This is a genomic window from Calothrix sp. 336/3, assembly GCF_000734895.2.
In the GTDB taxonomy this organism is placed as follows: domain Bacteria; phylum Cyanobacteriota; class Cyanobacteriia; order Cyanobacteriales; family Nostocaceae; genus 336-3.
The window spans coordinates 5,462,006-5,476,471 of sequence record NZ_CP011382.1 but is presented as its reverse complement, the minus strand read 5'-3'; the positions used below and the strand labels follow the sequence as shown (position 1 = coordinate 5,476,471).

Sequence of the window (14,466 nt, the reverse complement as noted above, 5' to 3'; positions counted from 1 at the left end):
AGGAATTTTTGGTCTTCATTACTATAATGACCACAAATAGCTTAATAACAAACCCAGTTAATCAATATATCAGAACATCTCATACAACAGAGTGGAACGTGCATCTTACCCAGGAAAGTATTTATAATTTTCTGCTAGAGCTTGTACAAAAATGCTCTCCGGAAGATGTTTTGCGAGAATTTAGAAAAATCTTTCTTGATTGCTTAGATTCTGCTATCGCTGATTCTGTACCAGGAATTTATGAATTTTTTATCAAGACAAATGAACAAGATTTTCGTAATACCTTGAAACGCTGTTGCTATATCCTTGTCAACAATTGGGAAAGTAATAGAAAATACAAATATATTCAAGAACTAGTTGATTTATTTGACAATTATAAGCCGATTCGGAAAAATCATAAATTTATTAGAATCAATACCTTAAAGTTTTGGTTAGAAAATTTTATTAATAGTCGTGATTTTCAAGAATTAAAGCTTTGTGCTTATAGACATGAAGATAGTCTAAAAGTGCATTGGGTAAATCGATATAGCTCCTATCTATTAGTAGCTCAAGCAATTGATAAGAATAATCCTAAAGAACAGCAAGAAGTTGCCCGTAAAATATCAAAACAACTAAAAGATAAATTTAAGTTTGAACTGGCAATGTATATTGCTCGTTCACAATCTCATACATCTCATAAAAATCGCTATCATAATCCTAGTATTTTGGGTGATGATGTCTTACGTTTAATTAAAGCGATTGTGGTAAAAAAAGGAGCTTTTAGTTACGAGAATATAGCCAATATTTTTTTAAGACAGACACAAAATCAGAAAATAGCTGATTTTAAGGATAGTTTGCTGAAATACTTGATTTTCTCGGTACAGCAACCAGTTTTTGTCGATACTTTGAGAAGTCAATTGGCAGAAAAATTGTTGACTTGGAATCCAGGATATGATGGTGAGAGTCTCAACAAAGACTTGTTATTAAGAACGTGTAATCGTGTTGTTGATTATCTGACTACAGAAAATGGTAAGGAACCTGCACCTTTATTTATCCTGTTGTTATCTCAAGGACATCCTTTGACATTAGTAATTGTCTTACTAAAAATCATTTTAATTTCTCCCAATTCCCGGAGTCATCTAGAATCCCGTATTGCCTATTTAATGCGTTATTACGAAAAATATCCAGAGGAAGAATGTCAGTGGGTAATTAATTTTATTGAAATATTTAGTATTACATTTGCGATTTATGCAGAGAATGTGGAATACAACTTGATAAAAATGCCAAACACCCCAGCAAATATATCTCCATTACCCATGAACTTAGATTCCTTTCGTGTATTTTCTCAGATGAAATCTTAGTTAGTAGAAAATAAGCGTGCGTCTAACCAAGCAACACTAGCTCCCAGAGATTCAGAGAGGATACTGACAAGACGATATAAACCAGTTGCACTAATAATAATTCCCGCAGAAAAATGATTTTGCAAGAGAGCGATCGCCGTAGCTTCAAATACTCCTAACCCTCCAGGTGCTCCTGGAACAATAAATCCCAACAACCAGGAAAAACTAAACGCTCCCAGTAAAATAGGAATATCACTAATTTTGATAGGTGTCAGTGCAGTGAATGTGAGAATAAATCCAATACTACGCAGGAGGATAAAAGCCAATTCTCCCACCAAGGGAATTAGAGGATAACGTCCCAAACTGACAGTCTCAATATTCTGGTTAACGGATTTTCTTGACTTCCAACTTTGCAACCAACTAATGATGGGGTTGAAGAATCTAGGGTGAATTACACCCAGAATCACAATCAAACCTGTAATTTGCAGAATCCGAGTCAAAATAGAATTATTGAGATGAGTAAGATTATTCCCTAATAAGATAACTAAAATTAATGCCGCTGCCGCCATTAATAAAGGTTCAATTAATACACTAATAGTGGCTATCCCTATGGAAATATTAGCATTTCTAGCCGCAACAATTCGCCCATAATGATGCCAAATATTTCCAGGTACATACTTAGCAATATTCGTTTTTAGATAAACTTGGATAAACTCTGGGGTGTTGACAGATTGATTTAATTCTTTGAGAACCCAAGTCCATACCCAACCTGCCCAAGTATGTGCTAATAATGTCACACCAGTAGCAATAATTAAAATTACCCATCCGAGGATATCTATGCGTATCGCTGCGACTTCTTGCCAGTGTTGCTTAACAGCTGTAGCTAGAAAAAACAGCGTTCCCCCCAAAATTAGCCAGCGTAAACTTTGTTTCATTTTGATTTGGTTGCTTGGGACTCATCAAATCATAGGATAATTGATATACTTCACCCAAGGGACATTAGTCACATTATGGATTTTCCCATAAGTGTTAGATGATACATGAAAAAATGACACCCTACCCTCAACAGACATCAAGGATAGGGACCATCACGGTAGGTTTAATATTCCCCTCCTGGGGATTCCTACCCATTTGCCCAATATTCTAATTACCCTACCAACCCAGAACGTAAAGCACGAACAGCTGCCTGGGTGCGGTCATCAGCACAGAGTTTGTTTAAAATATTACGTACATGAGTCTTGACTGTACCAACGGTGATGTAAAGTCTTTCGGCAATCACAGCATTACTACAACCTTCTACAATCAGTTGTAAGACTTCTAATTCCCTTTCTGTCAAGGTGTAGGGGTCAATAATTTCCTCGCTATGCAAGCTATCAATACTGGTGGTAGCAGGAGTTTTGACTTCAGGGTTGGAAGTAGTATCTGGTTTCGCTGGATTTTGTTGTGCTTGTTGTAAGACAATGCGGGCGATCGCCGGATCGATCCAAGCATTGCCATTATGGGTGACACGTACAGCCTCAAGTAAATTATCAAATTTAATATCTTTCATACAATAAGAATCAGCCCCAGCAGCAAAAGCAGCGAGTACTGCCTCTTTATTATCTCGTAGGGTTAAAATCAGCACTTTAATTCCCGACTCTTCCGTAGTTGCAGATTTTATCTCTCTAGTTAACTCAATTCCATCCTTATCTGGTAAGCCAATATCTATAATCGCAATGTCTGGTAGGTTGTTTTTTAGCAATTTCATCCCATCACTAGCATTCGCAGCTTCTCCAATTACCTCTATTTCCTCCCTTTGCTGGAGAGCTGTACGAATACCCACACGGGTCAGGTCATGATCTTCAATCAAAACCACACGAATTTTACTCATGATTGATTTTTGCCCGCCACAATAACTGTAAAATAGAGTTTACTAAAACGCCTGGAAATATTCAGTTTTCAGGTATCTTAGCAAATAATAAGTAATCAAAATCATCCTGATAGTCCATAGTTATTTCCTCAACACTCAGCAAAAGGCATTAATTAAATATTCCCATAATTTCATTAATCCCCGTTACTGACACCAGCAGCAATATTTTCCGGAAATAAACCACAAAAACAGAAGTATCTATCAGCCGTCTGTAAAATAAATTTGATAAACTATCGTTCGATAGACTTGGTGTGAGGCAAGAAATAATCGGTATGTCTAAATCGCCGGAAGTATTTTCAGTCTTAGGGCTGCCAATACACGTCATGACTAACTACCCTAATTGGCTACTAGAGCGTTTACAACAAGGTGTTGGCGCTCATGTGGTGACTTTGAATGCTGAAATGACTATGCAGGCAGAGCAAGACCATTGCCTTGCCGAAATTATTCAAAATGCAGACCTGGTGATTCCTGATGGTGCCGGAGTCGTTTTATACTTGCGTTGGTTGCGTCAGCGAAAAGTAGAACGTAGTCCAGGTATTGAATTAGCAGAAAATCTTCTGCAAAACTTAGCAACAAACGATAATAATTATCCAGTCTTCTTCTATGGTGGAGCGCCGGGAGTTGCAGCCGAAGCCGCACGGTTTTGGCAAACCCAACTACCAAATTTAACCATAGCTGGTACTCATTCTGGTTTTCATACTCCAGAGGAAGAACAAGCATTACTGCAAAATCTCGCCAAAATTCAACCACAGGTGATTTTTGTAGGTTTAGGTGTGCCACGTCAAGAGTTATGGATTGCTCGCAACCGTCATTTATGTCCTAATGCTATCTGGGTTGGAGTCGGTGGCAGTTTTGATATTTGGTCGGGTTCTAAAACTCGTGCCCCTTCCTGGTTGGGAGACAATAATTTGGAATGGTTATACAGATTATATAGAGAGCCTTGGCGTTGGCGCAGAATGTTGGCTTTACCAAAATTTGCTCTCAAGTCTCTGATTTATGGCTTAACGGTTAAAGATATAGTTACCCAAGGTTCTCCCTAGTTCCTAGCATTAATACGACTAAAAATATTAAGTGCTGAGTAATGGGTAAGATGTCTTGCTGTATACTCAGCACTTTTGATAATGATGTTATCTCTTCAACGACTCAAACCTATTCAGGTTCAGCTTTGAAATTGCAACTTTCTACTTACCACCGTAAAAGAAAGCGATTTCCTTCTCTTTTAAAGGTGCAAAGCCAGCACTTGCCAACATTTGGTCTAGTTCACCTTGGGGAATATGTTTAGCTCCAATTCTGACAATCCGCGATCGCATAGTGTTTGAAACACCGCTCCGTTGTCTATTTGCCTCCAATCCCATGACCTTGTGATATAGTTCCAGTTTCTCCGATGGTATAGGCGTACCATCAAAATCTATCCCCTGGGCGATCGCCTGATCAATCGCATCAGCACCTTTAGTCTCTTGATTGATATCAGTCATGGTGATGTCAGTAGTATTATCAATGCTGCATTTTACCAAGTGGTGAGCCACTGATGAACATCAAGATCGCCTTTCCCTGGAAATACCAAAATAAAACCATAGACTTCAGAATTGAGGATAACTTTTCCTGAAGCGACTAAAGACATTTCTGAACCCGAAACCAAAATCTCAAGTTTTCCAACAGCAAATAACAAAATCTCCTGACTTATTCTTGATAAATCTTCAGGAAACTACCGAAATAGCTATGTATAGATAACCATATTTTGAAAAACATGGTTTCCAGTTTAACTTTTTTATAACACGTAATAAAAGTCACGGTCAATATCTTCCGTGTTCAAAAAATTTGATTGCAAACCAGAGTTCTCAAAATCTTATCTGACTCTTGTACAGCAGTTTATTTACCTAATTAACGTAGAATAAACAATGGCAAGAGAATGAGTGTAATAAAAAACACTTATACTGATTTTTTTCAAATTATGTTAGTTCTGCGTAAAACACGGGAACTATAGCAACAGTTGATTAGCTGTTACCTGGAGCCATTGAGACAAGACCTTATGCCAGCAACATCTTTTTACGCAGATGCCGCCTACAACCCCCAACAACCCAATCAGATGTTTGAACCAGACATGAACGTTGAAGAACCAGACTTGTCTGCGGAAACATTGGAAGAATTGGAGATGGCTGTCAATGATCCTGCGAACTTCGCTCCCAGTCCTAACCGTCGTAGCACAGATTTAGTGCGCTTGTACCTGCAAGAAATTGGTCGGGTACGTTTATTGGGTAGGGATGAGGAAGTTTCCGAAGCTCAAAAAGTACAACGCCACCTGAAAATGCGTCATGTACTTGCAAATGCAGCCAAGCAGGGAGATGAAATTATTACCCCCTATCTGCGAGTTATTGAAGCCCAAGAGCGCTTGGCATCAGAGTTAGGACATCGTCCTTCCTTAGAGCGCTGGGCAAGAACTGCTGGCATGGATGTCTTTGAACTCAAGCAGCTATTAAGTAAAGGTAAGCGACGCTGGGCGGAAACTGCCAAAATCACTGTGGAAGAATTGGAGAAAATCCAAAGCGATGGACTCCAAGCTAAGGAACACATGATTAAGGCTAACCTGCGTTTGGTAGTATCCGTTGCCAAAAAATATCAAAATCGCGGTTTAGAATTATTAGATCTTGTCCAGGAAGGTACCCTGGGTTTAGAGCGAGCTGTGGAAAAATTTGACCCCACCAAGGGTTATCGCTTTAGTACCTATGCTTACTGGTGGATTCGTCAGGGGATTACACGGGCGATCGCTACCTCTAGTCGCACCATTCGTCTCCCTGTCCACATCACCGAGAAACTCAACAAAATTAAGAAAGCTCAACGCAAAATCGCCCAAGAAAAGGGTCGGACTCCTACCCTGGAAGATTTAGCTGTGGAATTAGAAATGACACCTGCCCAAGTGCGGGAAGTCTTGTTGCGTGTGCCTCGCTCCGTATCTCTCGAAACAAAAGTAGGTAAAGATAAAGACACAGAACTCGGTGAACTCCTAGAAACCGATGGTGTAACACCAGAAGATATGTTGATGCGGGAATCCCTGCAAAGAGATTTACAACATCTGTTAGCTGACTTAACTAGTCGGGAAAGAGATGTGATTTTGATGCGCTTTGGTTTGGCTGACGGTCATCCCTACTCCCTAGCAGAAATTGGACGCGCTTTGGATCTATCACGGGAAAGAGTTAGACAAATCGAATCCAAAGCTTTACAAAAACTACGTCAACCCAAGCGACGCAACCTAATTCGTGACTATTTGGAATCCCTCAGTTAGTTTTTTCTGAAGCCAAGAAAATAGCAACCCTGCCACGTCCCTGAATTCTTGGAGAATTTAGGGATTTAATTTTGGAAAAACCAGGGGATTTTTGTTGATAAAATCTATGATATTAATAGATTTTTATCTATGTTTTGATTTCTGCTATTTTTTAGCAATTATTTGGTGCTGACTAAGCACAGCACTGATAGATTTTGTGACTACAATGACTAAAAATTAAGGGCGTGAATCATGCTCAGATAAGCATCATCCACACAGCTTTTGTCTCGAGAAAAATCAGTGATGACAATACCTGAAGTAACTTTCTTCAGAAAGCACTGATTTTTGGGAATGCAAGAGTTTTTCTTCCTCTGTAACTCCTCTTAAAATCTGAGATCAGATGAAATCTTTTGCCGACATCATCAGATAATGCTAAAAACTATAGCTAACAAATTAATAATATTTCGCAATAACTATTATTTATTGCAAATGGTACGAAACTTTTGCTATATTCTCAGCTCAGAGAGTTTATTGAGAAAGTTGATTAGATATGACAGCTTATACGGCTAGTTCATTGAAAGCAGAACTCAACGAGCGTGGTTGGCGCTTGACCCCCCAACGCGAAATAATTCTACACATTTTCCAGGAATTACCGCAAGGGGAGCATTTAAGTGCAGAAGATTTGTATCACAGATTAGAGACTGAAGGTGAAGGGATTAGTCTATCAACTATTTATCGCACTTTAAAGTTGATGGCACGGATGGGAATTTTACGGGAACTAGAGTTAGGGGAAGGTCACAAACATTATGAATTAAACCAGCCCCATCCCCATCATCACCATCATTTGATTTGCGTGCGTTGTAATGCCACAATCGAGTTTAAAAATGATTCGATTTTAAAAATGGGTATGAAAACAGCTCAGAAAGAGGGATTTCACCTTTTAGATTGTCAAATGACAATCCATGCTGTTTGTCCTAAATGTCAAAGAGCATTAATGCCACTCTAAGTAATTAGCATTGCCATGGCTAGTGAAAAAGGAGGGTGGAAAGCTAGTTGAAAAACCAAATAACACAAGAGGAGCGGTAGTCTTGAGCTACCGTTTCTCTCCTCTGGTAAATATCTCTGTGTATTGATTGCTAAAAAGTACCGCTTTTCAAGTCTTTGGGACTAATACCGTAAAATTGCTGTGCTTGTCGGATTGCTTGTCTGGTATCTTCTGCCATCAATCCGTTGAGGGGTCCTTTGTAGAAACCTCTTTCTTTGAGTCGTCGTTGAATTTCGAGAACATCAAAGTCACTTTGGGAAGAAGCAACCGCACTGTGTAGTTTGGCTCTGGTTGTTGGTCCAGCAACTCCACTGGCAGCTAAATAGTTGTCTGCTTGGAAGCGACGAATTGCATCAGCAGTGTGGGGACCGTAGTAACCATTGGGTTCACCAGTCAGGTATCCCGCTTGGATTAACTGTTGTTGCAGCAATCTCACAGGTTCGCCGCGATCGCCCAATCGCAGTTTATCTTTATCTTTAGTAACACTGGGAGTTTCATCACCATATCCGACACCGACTGGAGGTAACTTAGCCACCGTTCGAGGTCCCACAATTCCATCTACTGGTAAATTATATGCTTGTTGAAAACGTTTCACAGATTCTTCAGTAATTGGACCAAATATACCTGTGGAACGACCGTAATAAAAACCAGCGACTCTCAACCTTTCTTGGATGGTACGGACATCTTCACCCTCGTCACCACGCTTCATCATACTAGGATGACGGCGCTTATTCGCGACAGTATTAAAATTATCAGCAGCTGACTGGGAAGATTGTTTAGTAGATACTATGGTAGAACCTGAGCGCCAGCGAGCTAACTTATCCAAAGTCGTATTATTAGCAACACCGTTGACTTCTAAGCCAGCAGATTTCTGGAACCGTTTTACAGCTTCTTCCGTGGATAAATCAAAGACTTTTGTAATCTGAGCTTGATAAAATCCAGCATTTTTTAATTGGCGTTGTAATTTACTTACCGAGGGTCCTTGATCACCACGCTCCAAGGCAAAGGCAGTATTTACAACGGTGAGCAGAGATAAAGTCAAAGCTAGGGGCAACATATATCCCCAAGCTCGACTGGACAACTTACGCCAGTCTGGGGTACTGAGGGAAGGACTAGATGGGAGTTCCATCGTCCAGGGCGCTACGTCAACGGGAACGTCGGCGAAGGCTACGTAAAAGTACGCAAGGCTTTCCATAAGTCTGTATTAAACCACTTACTTTTCTTCAATATCAGCTTCCGCTTGATGTACTAAGTTTCGCAAATTTTCGGTTGTTTGTATATTGACATTCTGCCATAAACCGCGCTGACAAGCTTCGAGCAATCTCTCAGCAATATCACGCAAGGCGTAGGGATTTTTCTTTTGCATAAATTCACAAACTGCGGGGTCAAAAAGATACGCCTCTGCCACACCTTGATACATATAGTCTGGTACACATTGGACTGTAGCATCATAGGCAAAGAGAAAGTCAACGGTTGCTGACATTTCAAAGGCTCCTTTGTAGCCGTGGCGCATGACTCCAGCAATCCATTTGGGATTTATGACACGGGAACGATAGACGCGGGCGATTTCGGCGGAGAGTTGGCGGACTTTGGGTTGGGTGGTAAGGGAATTATCACCAAAATAGGTTTGGGGATTTTGACCTTGCAGGGAGCGGATAGCGGCGGTGAGTCCCCCTTGGAATTGGTAATAATCATCGGAATCGAGTAAATCATGCTCACGGTTGTCCTGGTTTTGTAGGACGATTTGCATGGTACTAAGACGTTGGTTAAAAGCTTCCGGGGCAGAATGGGCTTCCCCTTTGCCACTGTAGGCGTAGGAACTCCAGTTCAGATAGGCGCGGGCAAGGTCTTGGTCATCTTGCCAATTTTGGGATTCAATTATACCTTGCAGTCCGGCTCCGTAGGCTCCGGGTTTGGAGCCAAATACCCGGTATCGCGATCGCGCTGCGGCTTCTTTTGTACTGATACCTTGTTGTATCCAAAATTTCTCTTCTTCCTGTACCTGGGCAGCGAGGGGGTTTTGTTCCGGTGGTTCGTCGAGGGCTGCCACTGCTGCCACTGCTTGGTCAAATAAATCTATCAAGTTGGGGAAAGCATCGCGGAAAAACCCGGAAATACGCAGGGTGACATCGACGCGGGGGCGACCAAGATAGGACAGGGGTAAAATGTCAAAATCCACAACTCGCCGCGCCACACCATCCCACACAGGTTGCACACCAATTAAAGCCAGGGCTTCAGCAATGTCATCCCCCCCAGTCCGCATGGTGGAGGTTCCCCAAACGGAAAGTGAAAGCGTTTTAGGATACTCTCCCTGCTCTTGGGTATAACATTCAATTACTGCTTCTGCTGCCTTTCTGCCCACATCCCAAGCTGTTTCCGTGGGTAAAGCACGGATATCTACGGAGTAAAAATTTTTCCCTGTTGGTAAAACTTCTGGACGACCTCTGGTGGGCGCACCGGCGGGAGCGCTGGGAACGTATCCCCCGGCTAATCCCCGCAGGAGGTTAGTAATTTCCTGGTCGGTTCCTTGGAGGGCAGGAATCAGGCGGTTCTGAATCCAGGTGAGGGAGTCTTGGAGGGGGGAGGGAGGAAAGGAAGGAGGGGAAGGGGTGAGAAGTTGCTCAACCAGGTGGGCGGCGTGATTTTCTAGGATTTCTATGGCATCGCCGAGGGTACGGCAGGGGGAGATTTTTGTGAGGATTTCTTGACTTTTTGCAGAGATGGAGGTGGCAAAGTCGGCGGTGAGGGGGTCAAAATCTAAGCCAAAATATTGGGCGATCGCCTTGGTAATACCAATTTGGTGCGGGTTGGATTGACGAGCGATCGCCACGATTAAATCCCGCAGTTGCCTATCTTGGGGACATTTACCAAATATGTGCAAACCATCACGAATTTGAGCTTCCTTGAGTTCGCAGAGATAACCATCTAATTGGTTCAGGGGCAATTCTTGATTGTGAATTCCTAATTCCTGATAGAGGTTTTCTTGGGCAATCAGAGTTTGGAGGCGATCGCTAATGGCTGGTAATCGAGAGGGATCTAAACTTTCGGCTTCGTAGTACTCGTCAATTAAATTTTCCAGGTCTTGCAGGGAATTGTAAAGCTCGGCACGGGTTAGGGGTGGTGTCAAATGGTCGATAATGACTGCTTGAGCGCGACGTTTGGCTTGGGAACCTTCCCCAGGGTCGTTAACAATGAAAGGATAGAGATGGGGTAATGCACCGAAAGCAACTTCCGGGTAGCAGGTTTCTGAGAGAGCCACACTTTTTCCTGGCAACCATTCCAAATTACCGTGTTTGCCAACATGAATCACCGCATCTGCTGCAAAGCATTCCCTTACCCAGTAATAAAAGGCTAAATATTCATGGGTAGGTTCTAAATCTGGCGCATGGTAATTCAAACTAGGGTCAATATCATAGCCCCGCGAGGGTTGAATTCCCACAAAAATATTCCCCAGTTGGATGCCAGAAATGGCAAAGGAATCCGGAGAAATAGTATTTTGATAGTTTGCCCACCTCTGATTGATACCTGCTTGGACAGGCTCTGGGAGAGAATTAAAATATTGCCAATAGGTGGCAGCGTCTAAACTTTGCAATACGGGGCGAAATTCTTTGCTTTCCGGGTCGTTGGTGATACCTTGGGTCAGTATATCAATTAATTCATCACCAGTATGGGGAATATCTGTAACATCATATCCCTCTGTCTGTAAAGCTTTGAGGATTTCAATACAGCTAGCTGGAGTGTCTAAACCAACACCATTACCTAAACGTCCGTTGCGGGTGGGGTAATTTGCCAAAATCATGGCGATACGTCTAGCTTGGGGCGGTTTATGGCGCAGACATATCCAATTTTTAGCAAGTTGGGCGACAAATTCGATGCGATCGCTCACGGGTTCATAAACAACAACATCGGTTTCCAGGTGTTGATTACGAGCTTTTACCGCTTTGAAAGAGACTGCACGGCTGATGATTCTACCATCGACTTCTGGCAGAGCCACATTCATGGCAACATCACGGGGTGAAATTCCTTGCGATCGCCACTGTTCTAAACCCCCTCCACAGAGAATCACCTGCAACACAGGTACATTCAGTTGCTCCCATAATTCCAACTGTGGTGTCTCGCTATCCAACCGAGCTAGGGAAAAACTCGTTGTATTCAGTAACAGGGAAATCGCTTCTGAGTCTTTGGGTTGAAATAATGCAATTAATTCATCTTGAATATCCGGTTCGCGCAGTGACGAAACATAAACTGGCACAGGCTCTAAGCCCTTCCTAGCTAAAGCTTGACACAGACTATCAATAACTTTAGTGTTACCAGCCAGATAGTGGGAGCGGTAAAAGAGAATGGCGCATTTCGGAATAGCTGATGGGAAAGTCTCCCTGGATTTATCCCCCAACCACTCATATATTCCAACACGGGGAATTCTCTGGGGTGCTGGGGGGTTGTATGCTGTAGCTAGACAGCGATCGCTAATAAATTCCAAGCCGTGGGTGAAATTTTCTACCCCTCCTTCGTTAAAATAGCGCCAAATTTGGTTAACAATAGCAATAGGTAAGGTAGAACGAGAAATTAATTCAGGATCGAGTACGTCATCTCCTGGCATTACAATTAAATTTATATCCCGACGTTGCACGATTTCCTGAACGACTTCTAATCCATAACTCCAGTAGGAAACTCCCCCCAATAAGCGGAGGATAATTACCTGGGTAAATTCCAAAGTTTGCTCGGCATAAGTATCTATACTTATGGATTGTTGCAAATTTAAAAGGTTAGCAACTCGCAGTTGGGGAAATGTTGGGGAGAGACAAGGAACCGCTGCTGCTAATGCTTGAATATCTGTGTCAGCGGCAGTTAGAAACACTAAGGGGGCTGGAGTTTGTTCTAAGAAAAATATGCCTCCTGATTGAGGTTCCCATCCTCCAGGTGACGTACTAATACGATGCATAATCCTGTATTACCATCTAAAAAGAGTTGGTGAGTCGAGATATAAAACACTTTGAGTCATAGCTCCAGCTTTTCTCACAAAACCTTGAACAATGCTTAATCCTCCTGATTTGGGCTTTTCGCAAAAATTATCTTTAAATGCTTTTCAACGACTTGTTGAATTATGGCAGCAGATGGCTCAAACAGTAGGTAATGAGTCTTTGGTAATTACAGAAGCTGTTCTAGCACGAGTTAATGTACCAAAAAAATGGTTATCGCAGAAATTTATTCTGATTGCTTCTTCCCGGTTTAGTGGGTTGTTGGTGGGTAAATCCCAAATCGAATCCTCTGATTTATTGCCGTTTTTCCCCCCAGAGGGTTTGCTACTGGTAGATTTGACTTTTGACTCCCAGGCGATCGCCAGTTTTTTGACAGAATTGGGTGATTTATTTCCAGCAAATTCCTCTACCCATGAAACACTGGCAGTTTATCTGGCAAAAATTCAGCAAAATGATGTCAATTTACAAACGGAATTTTCCCTGAGGCTATTCCATTGTCTTTGCCCCCTGATTAATTCCCACTCTACAGCCTCTGATACCGCCTATGTCGATTATTCAGTTTGTCAACCTGTAGAAGCAGCATTAAAAAAACAAATTGATCAGGAAAGACTTTTAAATCAAGTCACGACACAAATTCGTAAAAGTATGGATTTGTCTGTGATTATGACAACCTCTGTCGAGCAGGTACGAAACTTTCTGGAAGTCGATCGCATCGTCATTTATAAATTTGCCGAGTCTAATAGCGACAACCCTTCATTATCTAACTATATAGCTTGTATTGTCTACGAGGTTTTGGCACACCAAAATATACCCTCAGTCTTACATCATCGAGAAGAAAATTGTTTTACTCCCACAAATAAATCTTGGGAAAAATATCGTCATGGTTTTACTCTAGCTGTGGATGATATTGAAAAAACCTATGCTTTGGAATCCTGTCTCCTAGATTTTTTTCGCACTAGCAAAATTCGCTCCAAGTTAGCAGCACCCATTGTCTTTGAAGATAAACTCTGGGGATTATTAATTGCTCACCAATGTGAGATTCCCCGGAATTGGACAGAAAGTGAAAAAAGTTTACTCACCTCCGTTGCTGAACAATTGGCGATCGCCATTCACCAAGCAGAATTAATGCGATCGCTCACCCAGGAAAAACAAACCCTAGAAGAACGTGTAGTCGAAAGAACCATGGCATTACATGATGCTTTGGTGGCAGCAGAAGCCGCCAGTCGTGTACGTAGTGAGTTCTTAGCCACAATTAGCCATGAATTATTAACTCCGTTAACCCACGTAATTGGGATGTCTTCTACATTACTGCGTTGGTCTTTTGGAGAGCTAACCCCCCGACAGCGAGATTATTTGCAGCGTATCCACGACAGTGGGGAACACCTCCTGGAAATGATTCATGACATCCTGGAACTGTCGCAAATTGAAGCAGGGAAAGCAGTGCTAAATATTACAGATTTTTCCCTGACTGATATTGTTCACAGGGTTATCCAAGAGTTGACAGCTGCTGCGGAACGTACCCAAGTAAATTTAAAAATTGATTTACAGATTTTACCAGAGGGCGATCGCTTTACTGCGGATGTGAGAAGAGTGGAACAAATCCTCTGGAACCTCCTGAGCAACGCGATTAAATTTACCCCCCAAGGTGGTAGTGTGACATTACGGGTGTGGATAGAGGATGAATGTGCAGTCTTTCAAGTTGAGGATACAGGTATTGGTATCCCTGAAGACCAACTATCAGAACTGTTTGAAAAGTTTCATCAGCTCGACACACCTTACCGTCGTCGCTATGAAGGTACAGGACTAGGTTTAGCCCTAACTAAACAATTAGTCGAACTACACCGTGGTCGTATAGATGTGGAATCTACGGTAGATGTTGGTTCTATTTTTACGGTTTGGATACCAATGCAACCAAATCCTGTCTTGACTGGGGAATGAATCAATTCAAAATGCAA

10 protein-coding genes are annotated in these 14,466 nt (G+C 42.0%); 5 read left to right on the top strand and 5 right to left on the bottom strand.

Going from position 1 to position 14,466, the window contains the following annotated elements:
• The first annotated feature begins 26 nt into the window (after positions 1-26).
• The gene (locus IJ00_RS22820; protein WP_035157071.1) at positions 27-1,340 is read left to right on the top strand and encodes a hypothetical protein; all 1,314 of its coding nucleotides are present in this window, start codon (positions 27-29) and stop codon (positions 1,338-1,340) included.
• Here the strand turns inward: IJ00_RS22820 and IJ00_RS22815 are convergent.
• Both IJ00_RS22815 and IJ00_RS22810 read right to left on the bottom strand, forming a co-directional pair.
• On the bottom strand, positions 1,337-2,254 hold the full coding sequence (locus IJ00_RS22815; protein ID WP_035157069.1) for a lysylphosphatidylglycerol synthase domain-containing protein: 918 nt from the start codon (positions 2,252-2,254) through the stop codon (positions 1,337-1,339). The genes IJ00_RS22820 and IJ00_RS22815 overlap by 4 nt on opposite strands.
• Before the next feature lie 212 nt (positions 2,255-2,466).
• Positions 2,467-3,189 carry a response regulator transcription factor gene (locus IJ00_RS22810; protein WP_035157067.1) on the bottom strand — a complete coding sequence of 241 codons (723 nt, stop codon included), beginning with the start codon at positions 3,187-3,189 and terminating at the stop codon, positions 2,467-2,469.
• A gap of 311 nt (positions 3,190-3,500) precedes the next feature.
• On the opposite strand from IJ00_RS22810, the gene IJ00_RS22805 reads away from it, so the two are divergent.
• A complete protein-coding gene (locus IJ00_RS22805) occupies positions 3,501-4,268 on the top strand; it encodes a WecB/TagA/CpsF family glycosyltransferase (RefSeq protein ID WP_035157066.1) in 768 nt (255 codons plus the stop codon).
• A gap of 141 nt (positions 4,269-4,409) precedes the next feature.
• Here the strand turns inward: IJ00_RS22805 and IJ00_RS22800 are convergent, their stop codons facing one another.
• The gene (locus IJ00_RS22800) at positions 4,410-4,703 is read right to left on the bottom strand and encodes a DUF4090 family protein (protein ID WP_035157061.1); all 294 of its coding nucleotides are present in this window, start codon (positions 4,701-4,703) and stop codon (positions 4,410-4,412) included.
• A gap of 554 nt (positions 4,704-5,257) precedes the next feature.
• Between IJ00_RS22800 and sigC the strand changes: the two genes are divergently transcribed.
• Positions 5,258-6,508: an RNA polymerase sigma factor SigC gene (gene sigC, locus IJ00_RS22795; RefSeq protein ID WP_035157059.1), complete on the top strand. Its 1,251-nt coding sequence runs from the start codon at positions 5,258-5,260 to the stop codon at positions 6,506-6,508.
• A gap of 529 nt (positions 6,509-7,037) precedes the next feature.
• Positions 7,038-7,493, top strand: coding sequence for a Fur family transcriptional regulator (locus IJ00_RS22790; RefSeq protein ID WP_035157058.1), 456 nt, complete (start codon positions 7,038-7,040; stop codon positions 7,491-7,493).
• Between the two features lie 130 nt (positions 7,494-7,623).
• On the opposite strand, the gene IJ00_RS22785 is transcribed toward IJ00_RS22790, so the two are convergent.
• Both IJ00_RS22785 and cobN read right to left on the bottom strand, forming a co-directional pair.
• Entirely contained in the window at positions 7,624-8,727 is a 1,104-nt protein-coding gene (locus IJ00_RS22785) for a peptidoglycan-binding protein (protein WP_035157057.1), read from the bottom strand.
• An 18-nt stretch (positions 8,728-8,745) separates the two neighbouring features.
• A complete protein-coding gene (cobN, locus tag IJ00_RS22780; protein WP_035157055.1) occupies positions 8,746-12,474 on the bottom strand; it encodes a cobaltochelatase subunit CobN in 3,729 nt (1,242 codons plus the stop codon).
• Between the two features lie 91 nt (positions 12,475-12,565).
• On the opposite strand from cobN, the gene IJ00_RS22775 reads away from it, so the two are divergent.
• Complete coding sequence (locus tag IJ00_RS22775) at positions 12,566-14,449, top strand: GAF domain-containing sensor histidine kinase (RefSeq protein WP_035157054.1); 1,884 nt, start codon at positions 12,566-12,568, stop codon at positions 14,447-14,449.
• Positions 14,450-14,466 lie beyond the last annotated feature (17 nt).

Coding starts and splice junctions, on each gene's coding strand:
- cobN (WP_035157055.1), bottom strand. CDS start 12,474: ATGCATCGTATTAGTACGTCACCTGGAGGATGGGAACCTCAATCAGGA.
- IJ00_RS22800 (WP_035157061.1), bottom strand. CDS start 4,703: ATGACTGATATCAATCAAGAGACTAAAGGTGCTGATGCGATTGATCAG.
- IJ00_RS22775 (WP_035157054.1), top strand. CDS start 12,566: ATGCTTAATCCTCCTGATTTGGGCTTTTCGCAAAAATTATCTTTAAAT.
- sigC (WP_035157059.1), top strand. CDS start 5,258: ATGCCAGCAACATCTTTTTACGCAGATGCCGCCTACAACCCCCAACAA.
- IJ00_RS22785 (WP_035157057.1), bottom strand. CDS start 8,727: ATGGAAAGCCTTGCGTACTTTTACGTAGCCTTCGCCGACGTTCCCGTT.
- IJ00_RS22790 (WP_035157058.1), top strand. CDS start 7,038: ATGACAGCTTATACGGCTAGTTCATTGAAAGCAGAACTCAACGAGCGT.
- IJ00_RS22810 (WP_035157067.1), bottom strand. CDS start 3,189: ATGAGTAAAATTCGTGTGGTTTTGATTGAAGATCATGACCTGACCCGT.
- IJ00_RS22805 (WP_035157066.1), top strand. CDS start 3,501: ATGTCTAAATCGCCGGAAGTATTTTCAGTCTTAGGGCTGCCAATACAC.
- IJ00_RS22815 (WP_035157069.1), bottom strand. CDS start 2,254: ATGAAACAAAGTTTACGCTGGCTAATTTTGGGGGGAACGCTGTTTTTT.
- IJ00_RS22820 (WP_035157071.1), top strand. CDS start 27: ATGACCACAAATAGCTTAATAACAAACCCAGTTAATCAATATATCAGA.